This window comes from Pseudomonas sp. Marseille-P9899, assembly GCF_903166565.1.
Classification (GTDB): Bacteria; Pseudomonadota; Gammaproteobacteria; order Pseudomonadales; family Pseudomonadaceae; genus Aquipseudomonas; species Aquipseudomonas huaxiensis.
On record NZ_CAESCG010000015.1, the window covers coordinates 1 to 16,122 of the forward strand.

Sequence of the window (16,122 nt, forward strand, 5' to 3'; positions counted from 1 at the left end):
GACAACGGCCTCAACTGGCTCCAGGAGTACGCTGAAGAGCAGGCTCGTGAGGCGCAACTGGCCACTTGATACTCATATGAGTAAATACACATTTGAGGATGGATAATGCAGGCATTGACGCGAGAAAACCACGATTAGCTCGATGCAATCGAAGCTCTCGCTTCCCGGCTTGGCGACCCCTCAAAGTTCGCCCGCCTGGTCGATGCCTTGGTCGAGCGTTATCCGCTCGACAGGAATGAGGAGATCATTCGGTTACGACTTGTCTCGCCTGGCCTGATCGGGTTGAAGCCTGACACGTACCAGGCACTGCTTGATGCAGGCCGTCGCTGTCTGCAGCGCGAACCTGCTTTTGCTGACCGTTATCCCATGAAGTTCCACGACGAGCAGAGCTGCGGAATACCGCATGGCCTCTGGCTTGAGCTTTATGAGCATGCTCGACCAGATCCTTTTGCCGAGCGGCACGGTGTCCAGCACGTTGTCGACGCTGCTGGGCTGCATGCTGCTGAGGGCTATCCAGATCGACCTGATGCAGATCCGGCACACCATGACGCGCAGTTCCTGGTCGAGCGGCAGCAAGCCGGCGATACAACTGAGCAAGCGCTCACCTCGCTGTTGGCCTCTAAGCGATCTCAGCGCGGCTAATGATCCCTGAAAAACTGCTGCAGGGCCTGGATTCTTGCACGCTCTGCCCTGGCCAGTTGCAACCGTGTCTGCAGGTCGGGCTCTGGGGTGGGTCGACTGCAGGCTCTAAGCTCGCGTAATACGTCAGCAGGGCGCAGATCGAGCAGATCCGCCAGGTGGTCGACGCTCACTTTTTCGGGGCTGTTGGGACGCTGGCCGTCCTGCGTCCGAAAGGCGACCTCCTTCGATCTAATTGCCCAAGCATCAGCCACCACCCAGCCTGGCCTTGCCGGATCGGAGAGGAACAACAGCGCTTTTTCTAGCTTAGGACTCAGGCGCATCTGCGGGCTTGTCTGAGCGGGCAAGCAACAATTCGCCCATGTGATGCATGAGTTTGAGTGTCAGATCTGAAGGCCTTCCGCTGGCCATTTCGGCCAAAATCAACGTTGACGCCAAAGCGTCGACCGCTCCGTTTTCGGCATTGCGTCCAAACATGTAGGCGCCCAGTACTGTTTCAATCGATATCTGCATATTGCCTCCTTTTTTGGACAGCATGCACCTACCTTAAAATCTTGTAAATCCCTTTAAAATCAATGATTTATTGATATACAGCGTACATTTTCAGATATGCGCTTGATACACAAATCATCAAGTACCAAGCGAGCCCGCTGCTTCGCAGCGGGCGCTGCAAGGCTCGCCAGCCGGCGTGGCAGGCTGCGGGTGCAGGGGTCGCAGACTCCTGCCGCTGGCCGCGTAGGCCGATTTTTTGGGCGTCCGGGCGGGCTCTATTCGCTGCGCGAACCAAGCCGGCGATGGAGCTGCCGTCTCGGCCCTTCGGGTGACGATCCCTGACGCATCGCTCGCCGATCCAGTGGGGCTGTCGTGCCAGCCGTTTCGCAGCCCCTGGAGCTTTAGCTGAACAGCTTTTTGAATCAAGGCCAGGCCCTGCGGGTCGCTGCGCGAGCCTTGATTCAAACGCCGTTCAGCAGCTCCTGGAGGGGCAGCGAAACGACCGACACGACGAGCAGATCCTCTTCAGTCCCTTCAGCTCGCTCTAGAAAGAATCCTGATGTCGCGCTGCGCGCTCCGCTTCAAAAACCGTCTGTTTGCAGCTTCACTCCCTCTCTCGGAGCAGCTCGGGGCAGGGCAAAAAAGAAATAACAGCTTGATAACAAAATGCTTGAAGTGTTATTTTGATAACGTTATAATAACGTTATCGTAACAGATAACGATATCAATAAGATAACACTTGAGAGGTTACACAAATGGCACTGGTCAGTTTCGAAACGGTTGCGGCGGCGGCTGAAGCAATCAGCAGGGACGGGGGCAAGCCGTCGGTACGTTCGGTAATCGCGCACCTAGGTGGCGGCTCGCCGAACTCGGTTTTGCCACTGTTGAACGAGTGGAAAGCAGGGCGCGTGGCTGTCCGATCGAGCGACATCGAGCTCGATCCGCGCATTGGCCAGATCATCGGAGAGCTCGTTAAAAGCGCTTCGGAGCAGTCGGCACGTGCTGCCGAGGAGCGTGCAGCGGATGTGCAGGCAGACGCCGAAACCGTGGCCGAGGCTGGGCGTGAAGCCGAAGCGCGAGTGCAGGCCCTGGAGAACCAGCTGGCTGAAGCGCAGCAATCGATCCTGGGCAAAGAACGCGCTCTTGAAGACGTGCAGTCGGCTGCCGGCATCGAGGCAAAAAATGCCCTTGAGCGCATCACTGCACTGCAGCAGCAGCTGGATGATGAGCGCGACCGTGCCGACTTGGCTGTGCAGTCCGTGGCAAAAGCCGAGGTGCGTCTGGAGCTGATCCCTGGACTGCAGGCCGAGGTCGAGCGGCTGAAACCCTTTGAGCAGAAGGCAGCTGTGCTGACAGCCAACCTGGAGTCGTCAAAGTCGAAGTCAGAGGATCTGCAGGGCCGTCTTGCTGAAGCCTTGGCGGATGCCAAGGCAACACATGCTGATCTAGAAAAATCGAGAGGGTCTGAGCAGTCGTTGCAGGCAAAGCTGGACGCTGCGCTGCATGAAATCGAGGGTCTTAAAGCCAGCCTTACCGATGTTAAACGCGATCTGACGGAAGCGCGCCAGGACGTCAAGGATGCCCGAGCCGAGGCGAAAGAGGCGCGGGATCTGGCTGCTCGTGCTCAGCAGCCAAGGCAAGAAGGGTGATGCTTAGTGAGTAGATGAGTAATTGATCATCTACTCATTTTCTTTAAGCCAACCTTCCAAGAGATCTGTCAGTACTTCGGTCATATCAGTGTCCTGGCTGACCACGGCCTTTTTGAAGCGCCGGTGCAGATCGGCGTCGATGTTTACGTTCAAGCGCTTCAGCTCTTTCACAGGAGCTTTGGCCCCATCGTTTTTTGCTGCAATCTCAGCCGCGTTGGCCTTCGGCTTGCCGAGGGTCATGAGCGGCTTTTTCTCTGTTGATTTACTCATATACTCACTTACTCAGCTTGATCAGGTTCTTGGTGAATTCGCGGATTTCATCATTCGACGTATACCCGCCGCTGGCCAGCGCCTGGGCGTAGGCTGTGCGCTGTCCGATGGGCTTCGGAAACAAGGGCAGTTCATAACCCTTGATCACGTCAAAAATCTCTTTCGAAAGGCGGGTGTTGGGCTGCATGCGGTTCACAACGATCGCAGCTTTCAGCGCCGGGTTCTTGTCCTGATGGTCTTTGACCAGCTGGACGCTGTCAGCGGCTGCCCAGACTTCGAGAGGGCCGGGCACGATCGGCAGAACAACGGCATCGCAGTGGCTGAGCACCGAGGCTGTCAGCCGACCGGGTGTGTCGATAATGACGTACTTAAAACCCGTGACTTCATCCAGATCTGCAGCGCTCTCTGCTCTGCTGACGCTGAGTGCGCTCGGCAAGTTCTGTGCGTGTTCGAACCAGGCCAGGATCGATCCTTGAGGGTCGAGATCCACCAGAAGGGTTTTGTGGCCTAGCTCGGCCAGTGCGCAGGCGCTGTGGATCGACAAGCTGGTTTTGCCCACTCCACCTTTCTGCAGGACAAATGCAATCCGGCGCATTTCATATCCTCATTTGATCATTTACTCATTTGAGTATCTTACGCATCGCCGATCAAATCAAGCCCTTTTCCTGGCCGACCTCGGTTTTTCTTCTTACAGGGAAAACCGCTTGAGGTGCTCGCTGGCAATCAGCAGAACGTCACCTTTGATGCGAAAGGCTCGATGGCAATCCAGTGTCTGTTTCTCCAGTTGCTTGAGCTGCTCGAATAGCTCCTTGCCGATGTCCACTCGATCAATCAGTTCGTATTCGATATGCGCAGCCGGCTTATCTAGCATCAGTACGGTTGGTGGTTTTTTATTAAGGAAAGCTGCAATTCTTTCGGGAGACATTGGGATTGGCCTTTTTATTGTTTTTTATAGTGTCGCCTTAAGGCTTGAAAGCCGCAATGGGTATATTGCGAACTCTCAAAGTGTCAAGACCTGCAGGGGTTGCTAAGAGCAAATCTGTTGTAGTCAAATGATTGTATTGGGGACAAATAAAAGCTTTGAACAAGGCTCCTCGAAAAATAGGCTTCGCCATTTTCCGACCTTGTCAAGGGCTAGCCCTTGAATCCCAATGGGGTTCCCCCATGCCCCAAAAGCAAAATAAGAAGAGCCTTGGAGGGCCTGTAAATGAGCAGTGAAGTTAAGCATGTCCAGATCAATGCGATAGTGCCGCTGAGCCAACGAGAGCTGCTCAAGGAGCGTGCGAGGCAGGCTGAGCTGACCATCTCGGAACTGATCAACAAAATGATCAGCTCGATGGTTATCGACGTGTCGCCTGGCTTACCGGCTCAGCTCAAAGAGCTGAATAGCTGGCTCGGGCGGATCAACAGCAATTTGAACATGCTTGCTCACCATGCCAACCGGCATCGAGCCGAGGCCGATTCCGAGTTGATCAGGTTGCACCTGGTCAAGATCAGCGCGGACGTCAGTGAGTTGGTCTCTGTCGCGTCCGAGCTCAAAAAAACGAACCGCACCCGCCGAAAAAAAGCTGAGGTGCCATCGTGATTCACGGCCTGAGCAAATACAGCACAACGGGTGCTTCTGCGGGCATCGATTACTTTCTCTGTGATACCTACGTAGACGAAGAGACACGTGAAATCCGCGAGCGTGAGCCCCGGCCTCGACTGATCGAGGGCAACCCTGACGCTATGAAGGCGCTGTGCGAAAGCCTCGACTTTAAGCACAAGTACACGTCGGGCGTACTGAGCTTTTCTCCAACCGAAACGGCGCTGATCCAGTCAACTCCAGGCATGAAAGAGCAAATACTTGAGGACTTTAAGGAGTTTGCTTTTGCAGGCGTGAAAGATGACTGCCGCAATATCGTCATGGTTGAGCATAACCACACTGGCCGTCTCGAAGTTCATTACATGATCCCAAGAGTAAGCCTGGAATCCGGTAAATACTTTAATCCATTCCCTCCTAACTACGATGGCAAGCGAGGGCCTGGGAATGACCACACTTATAAAAAGCACAATGATAGTTTCATTGATTATATGTGCGAGAAACATGGCCTGCAAAATCCACGTGATCCGCAGTTTTCTAGATCTTCAAAAATTAAGCCGTTTGATCCTGCTGGAAATATAAAGAAACAGGTTGTAGCGGCCATCGAGCAGCTTATTGATAGTGGATCGGTGAGTTCCAGGGAGGACATGTTTCGATTTCTGGAAAAAAGCGGTGCAACAATAACAAGAAAAGGCGAAGATTATTTCTCCTTTAAGTTTGATGACAACAAAGCCGTTAGGCTTAAAGGAGACTTGTATGGCCGGGAATCTTTCAGAGAAATTGCAGCAAGGCATCAAGAACGAACAAGAGCGTTTGAAGTTTCAAAATCTAGCTTTGAGTCAAGATACTTGGAAGCGCTTACTTTCCGTTCAAGGGAAACAGAGGAGCGTCATAAACTCCCTCCTGGCGTGGAAGAGCGAGTCAGAGCAAACGATCTCAGATCTTCCCAAGAGCTTGTCGAGACTAAAGCGCTACTGTCTGATGTTCGCCGTAATATCGACAACCATTATTCTGGTGCAAGGGATAGCGCTCGCCATTTTGCTAGCGAGGTAATGCGGCCATCGACGTTCGCCGCTGTCAGCTCAAGCCCCACGGCGCTGGCCAAACCGGAAATCGCTACCGGCAACCCGGTTTTGGACAAGCTGCTACGCGAATACCTGGACGAGTTGATTAAGGTTGACCAGGAAACTATGAGGCGTCTGAAGCGATTCTGGGCTGAAATGGGAGAGAACATTCGCATCTCCGCTGAACGCCTCCAGGAAAGCCTCAGGGACGTCTTCAAGCTCAACACGAGCCTTTCCACGGGCCTGAATTTCTACCGACCTGGTGAGCCGCTGTTTCCTAACGTATCGACCTACAAGCAGGAGCTCGCCGAACGCATCAACCAGGTGAACATTGAGCTTCGGATGGCCCGAGCGGCGGAAAGGCAGGATGAGCGGCTTCAGAAGCGTGTACGTGATCCTTTGGCAGCCTTTCAGCCATCGGCTGAAGGACTACCGACAGGTAGTTCCCGATCGTTTGCTGCAGCAGCTGCAGAGCTGAAAGAAGAGAGTCGCCAGGCTGGTCGCGTGATCGATAAAATGCGCGATGGGCGAGAGGACGACGGTTTGAATACCCGCCGTTGACAAAATGTCAAGCACATTTGGTGCCAACGGTAGCGAAATTGCTGGCTTCCGCCTCGTTAACGGTGTTATAAACGTGAGGCCGATTCGATGGTTTTCGCCGAGAAGAGCCCTAAAAAGGGCCACAAAACCAGAGGGTTGGAGAATTCTAAGCAACAAAAAGCCCAGCTTTGCGGGCTGGGCTTTTTGTAAAACGATTTGAACTGGATGTCAGTTTCGCACTTTGCTGTGGCGGCGAGACGAAACTGACACCATCAGTGGAGAAAGTATATGCACATTTTGTGCTGCGAATCAATATCAGGCCGCCACCTGCAGCGCATTAGCGCTGGGTGGTGGTCATGTCAGCGCTAATTCTTCCTGGCGACAATCGCCAATTCGAGATCTTCGGTGCCGCTGAAGAAGCCAAGCTGTATCACCCTGGTGATCGGCATGGATTCTTCTCGCTGCTATTTGGTTCTCACAAGAAAACCCAGCGCAGCTACCCGCTGAGCGAGATGGCTCAAGTGCTCAAACTCGTGGATTACACGCGCGACACGTGGATCTCGCAGGCGGAATTTACGGTGCCAAATCGCCGGGTCGTTAACTTGGCGCGTGTCGGCCTGTTGTTCATTGACTTGGATACTTACAACTCCGAAATCATGCGTGGGCGGACTGTCCAGGAGCAGATCTCGACAGTCCACTTCTGGTGCGCTGATCGGGGCATTCCTTACCCGTCATTGGTCGTTTTCTCGGGCCGTGGCCTGCAGCTGAAATGGTTCCTCGACAATGCGCTGCCCAGGGCTGCGCTACCGCGCTGGAACGCGTGCCAGAAAGCGCTGGTAGAGGCGTTGGAGCCACTGGGTGCCGATCGCCAGGCGCGAGATGCCTCAAGGGTTTTGCGGCTGGTGGAATCACTGCACAGCAAGTCAGGTGAGCGCGTCGAAGTCGTCGACGTCCAGGGCACTGCTGATGAGCCGGTACGCTACGACTTCGAGCAACTGGCCGAGATTCTATTGCCTCTGACACGCTTCGAGCTGCAGCAAAAGCGCGAGCAGCGCGCTGCACAGAAAGCCGAATGGCAGCTGCGGCTTCAACTAGTACGCGACAACCCCAAGGCCGAGATTTTCAGAGGATATAACGGCAGGTCGCTTGCCTGGGCCAGACTGGAGGATATCCGCACGCTTGGGAAACTGCGTGGCGGCTGGATCAGCAAGCAGGGCGCCTCGATGCGCACCACGTCCTTGCACTGGCAGCTCAACTTTCTTTGTCTGTCCGGTGCCGTGAACCCCGCGACCTTCCATTTCGAGGCCAAGGAGCTGGCTAAGCAGCTCGATCCGAACTGGGCGTTCTCGATCAGCGAGCTGGGCACGCTGCGCAAGAAAGCGGAGGCTTACGCCAGTGGTCAAAAGATCGAGTTTGGTGGTCGTGAGTGGCCTTCGCTGTACACGCCGAGAAACCAGACGCTGATCGATATCTTTGGCATCACCGATGCTGAGCAGCGGCAGCTGCGCACGATCATCACCAAGGATCTGGCACGGGAACGCAACACTGAGCGTGAACGTGTGAAGCGGCGAGCTGCCGGCATCCAAGAGCGCTCTGAGTATTTGGCGGGTGTTAACGACCGACGTACTCAGATCAAGCTGCTAAAGGCTGATGGGCATAGCGCTGCATCGATTGCTAAGCAGCTCGGCGTGACAACACGCACCGTCTTCAATGCGCTGAAAGCGTGACTAATCCGCTGGATAACTGGTTTTTTAACCAGTGTGAAAAGTCCATGGCTACTACTACGGTGGCTTGCCCCCCTCCAGCGAAGCTGCTTCTGCTTTGCGTATGGTGTACAGGGTCTGTTTCCTACAACTAAGGGGTAGCCTATCTACTCTACCCTGTACACCTACACAGTGTGAAAAGTCCATGGCTACTACTACGGTGGCTTGCCCATCCCCAGCGCAGCTGCTTCTGCATTAGGGGGAAAGAAAGGGGTGCTGCTACCTGGTCTTTAGTAGCCATAGGTCACGTTGTATGCCTGTACACAGCTTTCGTGTTGGGCTAGCAAGGTTTTTCTTTGTGAGTATTGTACTCACCGTGAGTTTTAGTTAGGCTGTCGTCATTGTCCTTTTGGGAGTCCCCTGTGATGACTGCAAAGCCTATACCTGCTGATTTCCACGACGCCGTGCATGCGGCTGACACTGCTTTCGTTGCTGAGGCGCTGGCTGACTATCCTGCGTTCATTGCCGGCGTCCCTGGGCATCAGCTTCGTCGTTTCGCCGTAGAGGCTGCGATGCTTGCTGTACAACTTGCGCAGCGCTTGGATCGCCATGATCCTGCGGTCAGTGCCCTCATCAATCACGTTGCCATCGACGTGCGTCCCGCCGTCTGGCTTGCCCGGTAATAGTCCACTCTGTATACTCACAGTGAGTACCAACTGTGAGCTTTGATATGTCTGATGAAAAACGTCTCAATGTGAAGCTGGATGCTGAAAAGCATGAGCTGTTCCGCCGTGCTTGCATGCGCAATGAGCAGACCATGACTGAGGCCGTTCTTGACTTCATCGAGCGCTACATCCAGGACAATCCTGCCCCCGAGAAAAAAACCAGCTGAATCGGAAAGTCTGGTTCTGACACGGACTGTCGTGACGTGACAATGGAGCCATCACGTAGCAAGGATTAATGGCATGTCACGTTTCAAGGCACCGCCGCCGCAGGCGATACCGGTCGAATTCGACCATCACGAAGACTTCAACATTCTTCATCCCGCTACCGGCCTCGACTGCTGGGGTCTGGTCAAGGTCACCAGCCAACTGCTGCAGCAGCCCGGCGGAGAGATCTATCTGCGGGCTGGTAAGCATATAGGCCCGCACAAGGGTTTCGGCGTTCGCCACATCTGGCAAGAACGTGGCCACGATCTCATCAAGTGGGGCTATCCAACGGTGTACGACGTGCCGCGCTTTGTCGCGGACATCATCGTGCATGGCACGAACATCGTTTGTGAATTCGATTCGATGAAGGGTAATGAGCGCTTGATTGTGTTGCGGGGTCGCAAGGGGTGCGCTGTCTTGGCAGCCTGGCCAATCGGCGACGATCAGCTCTATTACAGCGTGGTCACGGCTTACCGCAACCGCACGCCGAACGGCAAGGCAGTAGCCGTGATTGAAGGTTTGCAGCCGCCAGAAACGCCAAAGGCGCCCTAGGGCGCCTTCGACTGAAGATATTGCGGGATGGTAGTCGCAGCGCTTGCTTAGCTAGCCCGAGGGCTGGGTCACATGCCAACAGACCGAAGTCTGATGCCGCTACCACACGGATGGCGTCTCCGTGCAATCCACACTCCAGATCCAATTTCGCCTGATGATCTCGGAGCCCTGCTCTTATTTTCCCGCACCCCCACTATAACGTCACGACTATCGTGATTCAAGGTGAATTCCCATTATTGGAAGTGAGAATGGGTGATTCCCGATGAAGCGCTGGGCCTTACAAGGCGGTCTGTAAACCAATTCTGTGCGTTGTAAACCTGGCAGGTTTACAGGTCAAAAATATGGTTTACGTAACCCAGGGGATCTGCGCTGAAAGCACCTCTGAAAGCGCCTCCAGGGCCTCTGTGAGACGAGCATTTTCGCGAGGGTCATCAGTGCTTGGCTTGAACGACAACGCGTGCCTGAGCAGCGCCTCGGCGTCATTGGTATTGAGTTCAAATTCAATCAGCATCATCAATCTCCTGGATGTGCCGTAAAAAGTGGTCATGTTCCTTGGCCGATGCGTCCAAAAAATCTACCCAATCGTGCCAGTAAAAACCCTCTGTCACCCGTGCGGCACGGCCCAAGGCGACGGTGAATCGGCTTCGCCAAGGTTCCGGTATGTCAGCATCCCGAATGATGTTGAAACCGATCTTATGCGGCTCGTAGGGCAGCTCGCGCAGCTGCTGCAGATTGAGCGTGCAGACAGCGAGCGGTTGCTTCTGGTCGAGATGATCCAGCTGGGCCAGCCGCTGCAGGATGTGCCTAGCGTTACGATCGCCTGGCTGCAGCTCAGCGAGCTGCCAAATCGCCTCTCGCCGATCGCGTTCACGTTGCCAGATCTCGTTCATAGCTCGACCTCGAATCGTCTGATGCCTGTTTTGCTGCAGAATCGCTCGATCGCCGTCAGGCTGGCCCACACCCTCAACGGTTCTCTTTTGCTGCGTATGGGCAACCATTTGCCGCCCAAGCGTGCGCTGAGCGCGAACCCAGCCCCACCTGGGCCGCGAACGCACTGGATTTCGCGTACCGCTCCGGTTTCGACGAGCGCTGAAAGGGTTTCTTGATCAATCGCGGTGCGCATTCGTGTTCCTGTGGCGGCTAATGGATGGTTGAGCGGCTCTGTTGCTCCTGCTCATAGCGCAGCAACACCTGGTCAAGGCTGTGGCCGGCGTCGAGCTGGGCGGTCAGCCAGTCAACGATCGCGAATTTATTCGTCAACTCTGCGCCGTTCCGGCGCTCGATCGCGCCGAGCAGGTAAATCAGCTGGGCAGTGCGGTCGGTACGCATCGGTCAGTTCCTCGGGTCAGGGTCAGACAACACATAATGCCATAGGCCGGGGCTATGGGAGCCCAGTTTCCTGGGCCTCGTTTTACAGAACCCCTAGGTGTGGGCATCAAGGGGCATCTGGCCGGGGGGGAGCATTTAACATAGCACCCGACACGGGTCGCCTTTCAGGTTGGTGCTATAGCCAATGCTCTGCCTGATGGTGGAGGCTCACAAAAAGCCCGCCAATCGGCGGGCTTTTTGATTCGTGCTCGGTACTACCCTTGGATAAGATCAAGCACCTTTTGACCATCTGGCATGCCTGACATGGTCTTCAAAAACACCACGTTTCGATCCAAGACTTTCTTGATGGCAGCAGCCGAGAGGGGTTTCTCAAGAATCGTGAAGCCTTCCAAAACCTGGTAATGGCATTCGTCCTTTTCACCCTCATGGTCACGCACTTGAACCTCGCCGGTTGCCTGGCCATAGGCCACAATGCCTTTACCGTTCTCGTACAAGAACACCACTTCATCCTTCTTGATACGGTCGATGTTGAATTTCCATGGCGAGTAAAACGCGGCAGCAGCCTTATGCGCCAACATCCACTCGTGGTCTTCATCGGTATGAGCTTTGTTGGTATTCAGGATATGGAAGCCGGGTGCTATTGGTTGTTCGGCTTTCTCCGTCTGAGCTAACTGAAGTAGCTCGGCCTTTTCCACCTCCTCCAACGCTTGTTGGGCAGCCGAAGCCCCCTGTTCCAGAAGCTTGAGCATGATCTCTTGCTTTGAAAGCTCTAAATCATTGGCCAGCGTTTCGATGAAGGTATGCAGCGACTCGGGCATTCTGACGGTGGAAGCAATCGAATCTTTTTTGGTTTTTTTGGCGTTTTCGATCAGTGAGATGATGGTTGACATGAGTGACTCTCCATTGGTTCTATGGGGAATCATATTGTGAATCATTTTTTGATTCAACTAAGATTCAAAAAATAAATCTGCTTTGCATCTATTTCCGGGGGCTGAATGACACCAGAACCCTTTTCAGGAGCCGCTAAAAGGCCTCCTATAGGTGAACCCGCTCGACCTCGTCCAAGTTGATCTCGTCTCTACGCCGGTCGTACAGTTGCGTGGTGCGCGTCGAGGCATGGTTGGCCATAGCCGCCGCATTTTCCAAGGTGCCGCCGTTTTTGAGGTACGCCGTGATGCCCGTGGCACGAAACGTGTGATTGCCGATCAGCGTCTTGATGCCTGCCGCCAGGGCCCGCCGGCGCACCATGGCATGCGCATTGGCCTGCGGCAGTGCCGTGGCACTCAGTTGTCCGGTACCACGGCTAATGGTGCGAAACAGCGGCCCTTTCGGGTCGTCCTCGATTCCGGTTTCGACCAGGTACGCGTGTAGATACTCCTCCAGCAGATGGTGGCAGGGCATGGCATGCTGCTTGCCGCCTTTCTCCCGCAGGCGTATCCACAGTCGCCGATTCTGCGTGTAGACGTCTTCGACCTTCATGCCCAGCGCGGCGCCGATGCGGGCAAAGGAAAACACCATCAGCGCTATCAACGCTCGATCCCGTAACCCAACCGGCGTGCTGATATCGATGCTGTTCAGCAGCTGCCGCGCTTCGGACGGATCGAGCACCGGGGTTTTGCCGGTGCGGGTCGTATGACTGGGCCCGCGCACCGAGGCGGCTGGATTATGTGGAACGACCTGACCCACTACCAACCAGTCGAACAGGTGCCGAATTGCCGCCAGGCGCTGTTTCACCGACGGGGCGGCCAGCCTTTGCATCTGCAACTCGATCCAGGTCGACACATGCAGAGGGGCAACAGCCGCTAGATCGGGCACCCCGACGTCGGAACACCAGGTCAAAAACTCGTTTGCTGCCCGAGCATAGGCGCGTCGTGTGTTCGGGTTGCGAATGTTGGCCGTGAAAAACTCCAGAAAGCGCACTCCGGCCCGCTCGCCGGCCTGACTAACCAGCGCGGGGACATGTGCCGTGACCGAACCCGTCGGGACAAGCCCGCTCATGGCAGCTCGATACCCAGCTTTTCCTTGAGCACTTCCTTGCCGTAGGCCTTCCCGAGCTCCAGCAAGACGCCGAGCCCTGCGACACCTGCCTTTTCGGCCCCAGCTTTGGTGCGTCGCCAGACTTCGCCGTCACGAACGGTATCGAGAAACTCATGACCTTTGTAAGTCAGGCGTTTGGGAAGCCATTCGAGACCGTCACAGGTGCTCAGATCCTGGCCAACGATTAACCCGGCCTCGTGCAACAGCATGACGTGATACGAGACCTCCTTCGCGTCTCTACCTTCAAGGTTGAGCACCGTCCATCCCAAGGGATCCTCATTGCTGGCCTCGACAGCCAGGAGGATCTCGCGCACCAGGTCTTTGTCGAGCTTCATCGGCGGTGTCCTTTCCTATATTTGATAAAGGACATTATCACATATAGGCCGGGCCGGAAGGCGCGTCCTAAGCCCCTTGCCGCAGGGCTGCAGCGGCGCTCAAAAAATAATCATTAATAATGTCATAAATTAATCATTGTAAATGTCATTGATGCTCGCTAGTCTGTGCTCATACCGACTGATCGAGAGCAGAAACCATGAGCACCTACTGGCGTGAAAAGTTCGAGCACAACCTCATCCCAACCGAAAAGAAGATTGGTCTGGACGAAATTGTTCAGGAAGCGAAAGACGCCTATCTGGGTTGGTTGGGGGCTTCACTGACCATGTTTCATGGCCAGCTGGATGACGCTCAGTTGGACAGGCTGGATCAGATGTTCCAAGGCGAAAGCCGCATCCAGGCGGTGGCCCATGACTGCTACGACTACGCGATCAATGGCCGACTGAAGCTCGCCACGAATCCGCAGGAGCAGGAGCAGATGATGGATGACTGGTCTTGCCTGGCCATCCTGGTGTTATCCGCTCGTCCAGGCATCGAAGTGTTTTCACCGGAGGTCAGGGGGCGTTCTATTGGGGTGCCGAGCAGAGTCGAACATATTCTGTTCCATGCCCTGATACGCGCTCGTCTCGATCTGGCGACTCATCCGAAATTCGATAATGACTCGTTGCCCGCGTTCCTGACGGAAGACGACACGGGTTACCTGACGCTGAAAGAGATTGCGCTGTTAGGGCAGATGTCTGAACGGGCCGTGCGCAATGCCGCCCAGCCCACGGCAGCGGATCAGCTGAAAACCCGCAAAGAACAGAAGCAGACGGTGGTCGATGCCAGCGAAGCGTTGCGCTGGTTGAAAGGTCGCCGGGGCTTTATCGCGACCCGTGCGGAATAACGCTCTCCTAACCCATCGCCCAGCTAAAAAAGGACATTCCCATGAGCCTCGAACAGTTCAGTAGCCTGCTTGCCGCCTCCCAGCACAACTTTTCCAACGCCCTGCCCGCTGAGCTGTTGCTCGCCTCGGAAGGCAATCTGCAGACGTTCTATGCGCCCTTCGACCACGTCAATGCGGGGGCTCAGGTGGTGCTGTGCGGCATCACGCCTGGGTTTCAACAGGCGAGCCGCGCCCTGGATGAAGCCCGTCAGCAACTGCAGGCCGGAGCCTCCCTCGAGCACGCCAAACAAGCCGCCAAGGAAACCGCCAGCTTTGCCGGCGCGATGCGCAAAAACCTGATCGTCATGCTGGATCACATCGGGTTACAGACGCTGCTGGACATCGATAGCTGTGCGCGGCTGTTTGGTACACACCGTCACCTGGTGCACTACACCTCGGCGTTGCGCTATCCGGTGTTTGTGAAGGGCAAAGATTACAACGGCAGCCCCAGCATGCTCAGCCGCACGAGTCTGCGTCACCAGGTGGAAACCCACCTGGCGGAAGAGATCAAGACCCTAGGCCCGCAGTGCCTGTATGTCCCGCTCGGGCCCAAGGTCACTGAAGTGTTTCGGCACCTGCAGGGCCAAGGCCTGTTGAAAGCCGAGCAAGTGCTGGACGGCCTGCCGCACCCCTCGGGCGCCAATGCGGAGCGGATCAGCTATTTCCTCGGTGGCAAGCCACGGGAAGAACTCTCGAAACAAACCAATCCGGCTGTGCTGGACGCCGGCAAAGCCGGGCTGCTGGCCAAGTTGGCCCTCTTAAGGGCGAAGGCTTCATGAACTGAATCCGAGATCACTTTCCACACACATGGAAGGGAAGTGATTTTACCCGCTGTGCGTTGTAGTCACCGCCTGGAGGGGGCGGAAGTACCCTCCTCTCTCGTTGCTGGGCTTGCCCAGCTTACTGCTCAGCAGTGCGGCGGCTCTGGTATTCAGAGCCGCTTTTTTTTGTGCTAGGGCGCAAGCAAAATCTAGGAATTACTGCAGAATTTTTAGCTCTACGCCGCCATATTGCGAGCCCAAATCAATGGAGCCGCGATGGTAAATTTCGATACGACCACTCGTGATGAACATGAACAGCAGGATGATGACCTGTACCAAGATGATTTTGAAAAGGGTGTCCTTAGCGAACAACGCGGATAGAAGCTTTTTCAAAGCGGGTCTTCCTTTCTTAGCAATGCGCGAAACAAGCGAGGGTAATTCGGGCGATGGCGTTAGGCCATAAAACTAGGTCAGATTTACCATAAATTTCGTTATGGGCAGTCCTGGGCTGGCTGGATTAGGGCGAATCATGGCTCAGCCATAATTGTTGATTTGTCGTAAGTTAAGTGACATATTGTCACTTTGCAAATGACAGGTGATGCCATGCATGACGAAGATACCGAAATAGTTACCGGCTACGAACGCACGGCTGCAGATTTGGCCGAGGATCTGCGCAATGCCCTGGGCGAGCTTGGTTGGTCAGCTGCTGCGCTCATGGATCGCATGCGCTCCTTGGGCGACTACCGCACACCGGCGACGATTCTCAGGGGCATCAATCGAGCGCTTGAAGGTGAAATCAAACCCTCGGGCGAGTTGGTGGCCCTGGTGCAACAAGCGGTGCGCTTCCAGCGCCGGTTATTGCGCACCTATCAAGACACGCCCTGGACGCAGTTGGCTGACGGGTCGTACACGACCCGGCTGGAAGATTTCACCATTACGATCACACCTCAGAGCCGGGGCCGGTGGCGTGTCAATCTCGTGCACAAGGATGGCTATAGCCCGCCGTTTCCGAGGTGGCAGGACAGCCTGGAGGCTGCAAAGCGCATGGCTTTCATCACACTCGACAACGGCCTCAACTGGCTCCAGGAGTACGCTGAAGAGCAGGCTCGTGAGGCGCAACTGGCCACTTGATACTCATATGAGTAAATACACATTTGAGGATGGATAATGCAGGCATTGACGCGAGAAAACCACGATTAGCTCGATGCAATCGAAGCTCTCGCTTCCCGGCTTGGCGCCCCCTCAAAGTTCGCCCGCCTGGTCGATGCCTTGGTCGAGCGTTATCCGCTCGACAGGAATGAGGAGATCATTCGGTTA

General features: G+C 55.3%; 23 protein-coding genes. 10 read left to right on the plus strand and 13 right to left on the minus strand.

The genetic code is table 11. The features are described from left to right. Positions 1–252: 252 nt before the first annotated feature. Together HWV67_RS31365 and HWV67_RS31370 are read right to left on the minus strand one after the other, a co-directional pair. Positions 253–597, minus strand: coding sequence for a hypothetical protein (locus tag HWV67_RS31365; RefSeq protein WP_175654043.1), 345 nt, complete (start codon positions 595–597; stop codon positions 253–255). Between the two features lie 348 nt (positions 598–945). Beyond that, complete coding sequence (locus HWV67_RS31370) at positions 946–1,176, minus strand: hypothetical protein (RefSeq protein WP_175654044.1); 231 nt, start codon at positions 1,174–1,176, stop codon at positions 946–948. Between the two features lie 710 nt (positions 1,177–1,886). Between HWV67_RS31370 and HWV67_RS31375 the strand changes: the two genes are divergently transcribed. Next, positions 1,887–2,780 carry a DNA-binding protein gene (locus tag HWV67_RS31375; RefSeq protein WP_175654045.1) on the plus strand — a complete coding sequence of 298 codons (894 nt, stop codon included), beginning with the start codon at positions 1,887–1,889 and terminating at the stop codon, positions 2,778–2,780. Between the two features lie 30 nt (positions 2,781–2,810). Here the strand turns inward: HWV67_RS31375 and HWV67_RS31380 are convergent, their stop codons facing one another. The 3 genes from HWV67_RS31380 to HWV67_RS31390 form a co-directional block, all read right to left on the minus strand. Next, positions 2,811–3,020 (minus strand): plasmid partition protein ParG, encoded by a 210-nt coding sequence (locus tag HWV67_RS31380; RefSeq protein ID WP_256680259.1) that lies wholly within the window; start codon positions 3,018–3,020, stop codon positions 2,811–2,813. A gap of 34 nt (positions 3,021–3,054) precedes the next feature. Further along, the gene (locus tag HWV67_RS31385; RefSeq protein WP_175654047.1) at positions 3,055–3,645 is read right to left on the minus strand and encodes a nucleotide-binding protein; all 591 of its coding nucleotides are present in this window, start codon (positions 3,643–3,645) and stop codon (positions 3,055–3,057) included. A 93-nt stretch (positions 3,646–3,738) separates the two neighbouring features. Then, positions 3,739–3,975, minus strand: coding sequence for a hypothetical protein (locus HWV67_RS31390; RefSeq protein ID WP_218585624.1), 237 nt, complete (start codon positions 3,973–3,975; stop codon positions 3,739–3,741). Between the two features lie 282 nt (positions 3,976–4,257). On the opposite strand from HWV67_RS31390, the gene HWV67_RS31395 reads away from it, so the two are divergent. The 6 genes from HWV67_RS31395 to HWV67_RS31420 all read left to right on the plus strand — a co-directional run bounded on the left by HWV67_RS31395 (position 4,258) and on the right by HWV67_RS31420 (position 9,420). Continuing rightward, positions 4,258–4,635, plus strand: a complete 378-nt coding sequence (locus tag HWV67_RS31395; RefSeq protein ID WP_175654049.1) for a plasmid mobilization protein — start codon at positions 4,258–4,260, stop codon at positions 4,633–4,635. Next, positions 4,632–6,257, plus strand: coding sequence for a relaxase/mobilization nuclease domain-containing protein (locus HWV67_RS31400; protein ID WP_175654050.1), 1,626 nt, complete (start codon positions 4,632–4,634; stop codon positions 6,255–6,257). The genes HWV67_RS31395 and HWV67_RS31400 overlap by 4 nt, the downstream gene beginning before the upstream one ends. A 335-nt stretch (positions 6,258–6,592) precedes the next feature. Continuing rightward, entirely contained in the window at positions 6,593–7,963 is a 1,371-nt protein-coding gene (locus HWV67_RS31405) for a replication protein (protein WP_175654051.1), read from the plus strand. 401 nt (positions 7,964–8,364) lie between these two features. Next, complete coding sequence (locus HWV67_RS31410) at positions 8,365–8,622, plus strand: hypothetical protein (protein ID WP_175654052.1); 258 nt, start codon at positions 8,365–8,367, stop codon at positions 8,620–8,622. A gap of 47 nt (positions 8,623–8,669) precedes the next feature. After that, positions 8,670–8,831, plus strand: a complete 162-nt coding sequence (locus HWV67_RS31415) for a plasmid partition protein ParG (protein WP_175654053.1) — start codon at positions 8,670–8,672, stop codon at positions 8,829–8,831. 73 nt (positions 8,832–8,904) lie between these two features. Beyond that, positions 8,905–9,420 (plus strand): hypothetical protein, encoded by a 516-nt coding sequence (locus tag HWV67_RS31420; protein WP_256680260.1) that lies wholly within the window; start codon positions 8,905–8,907, stop codon positions 9,418–9,420. 346 nt (positions 9,421–9,766) lie between these two features. On the opposite strand, the gene HWV67_RS31425 is transcribed toward HWV67_RS31420, so the two are convergent. The 7 genes from HWV67_RS31425 to HWV67_RS31455 form a co-directional block, all read right to left on the minus strand. Then, positions 9,767–9,931 carry a hypothetical protein gene (locus HWV67_RS31425; protein WP_218585625.1) on the minus strand — a complete coding sequence of 55 codons (165 nt, stop codon included), beginning with the start codon at positions 9,929–9,931 and terminating at the stop codon, positions 9,767–9,769. Next, entirely contained in the window at positions 9,921–10,310 is a 390-nt protein-coding gene (locus HWV67_RS31430) for a hypothetical protein (protein WP_175654054.1), read from the minus strand. The genes HWV67_RS31425 and HWV67_RS31430 overlap by 11 nt, the downstream gene beginning before the upstream one ends. After that, entirely contained in the window at positions 10,307–10,543 is a 237-nt protein-coding gene (locus HWV67_RS31435; RefSeq protein ID WP_175654055.1) for a hypothetical protein, read from the minus strand. Before HWV67_RS31435 ends, HWV67_RS31430 begins: the two co-directional genes overlap by 4 nt. 17 nt (positions 10,544–10,560) lie before the next feature. After that, a complete protein-coding gene (locus HWV67_RS31440; RefSeq protein ID WP_175654056.1) occupies positions 10,561–10,749 on the minus strand; it encodes a hypothetical protein in 189 nt (62 codons plus the stop codon). 254 nt (positions 10,750–11,003) lie between these two features. Beyond that, the gene (locus tag HWV67_RS31445) at positions 11,004–11,639 is read right to left on the minus strand and encodes a hypothetical protein (RefSeq protein WP_175654057.1); all 636 of its coding nucleotides are present in this window, start codon (positions 11,637–11,639) and stop codon (positions 11,004–11,006) included. A 145-nt stretch (positions 11,640–11,784) separates the two neighbouring features. Beyond that, positions 11,785–12,747 carry a tyrosine-type recombinase/integrase gene (locus HWV67_RS31450; protein WP_175654058.1) on the minus strand — a complete coding sequence of 321 codons (963 nt, stop codon included), beginning with the start codon at positions 12,745–12,747 and terminating at the stop codon, positions 11,785–11,787. Further along, positions 12,744–13,121 (minus strand): DUF2513 domain-containing protein, encoded by a 378-nt coding sequence (locus HWV67_RS31455; protein WP_175654059.1) that lies wholly within the window; start codon positions 13,119–13,121, stop codon positions 12,744–12,746. Before HWV67_RS31455 ends, HWV67_RS31450 begins: the two co-directional genes overlap by 4 nt. Positions 13,122–13,318: 197 nt before the next feature. Between HWV67_RS31455 and HWV67_RS31460 the strand changes: the two genes are divergently transcribed. Together HWV67_RS31460 and HWV67_RS31465 are read left to right on the plus strand one after the other, a co-directional pair. Next, positions 13,319–14,005, plus strand: a complete 687-nt coding sequence (locus HWV67_RS31460) for a hypothetical protein (RefSeq protein WP_175654060.1) — start codon at positions 13,319–13,321, stop codon at positions 14,003–14,005. A 41-nt stretch (positions 14,006–14,046) separates the two neighbouring features. Beyond that, on the plus strand, positions 14,047–14,823 hold the full coding sequence (locus HWV67_RS31465) for a hypothetical protein (RefSeq protein WP_175654061.1): 777 nt from the start codon (positions 14,047–14,049) through the stop codon (positions 14,821–14,823). A gap of 198 nt (positions 14,824–15,021) precedes the next feature. Here the strand turns inward: HWV67_RS31465 and HWV67_RS31470 are convergent, their stop codons facing one another. Next, a complete protein-coding gene (locus tag HWV67_RS31470; RefSeq protein WP_175654062.1) occupies positions 15,022–15,198 on the minus strand; it encodes a hypothetical protein in 177 nt (58 codons plus the stop codon). A 210-nt stretch (positions 15,199–15,408) separates the two neighbouring features. Between HWV67_RS31470 and HWV67_RS31475 the strand changes: the two genes are divergently transcribed. Next, the gene (locus HWV67_RS31475; RefSeq protein WP_175654063.1) at positions 15,409–15,936 is read left to right on the plus strand and encodes a hypothetical protein; all 528 of its coding nucleotides are present in this window, start codon (positions 15,409–15,411) and stop codon (positions 15,934–15,936) included. Positions 15,937–16,122 lie beyond the last annotated feature (186 nt).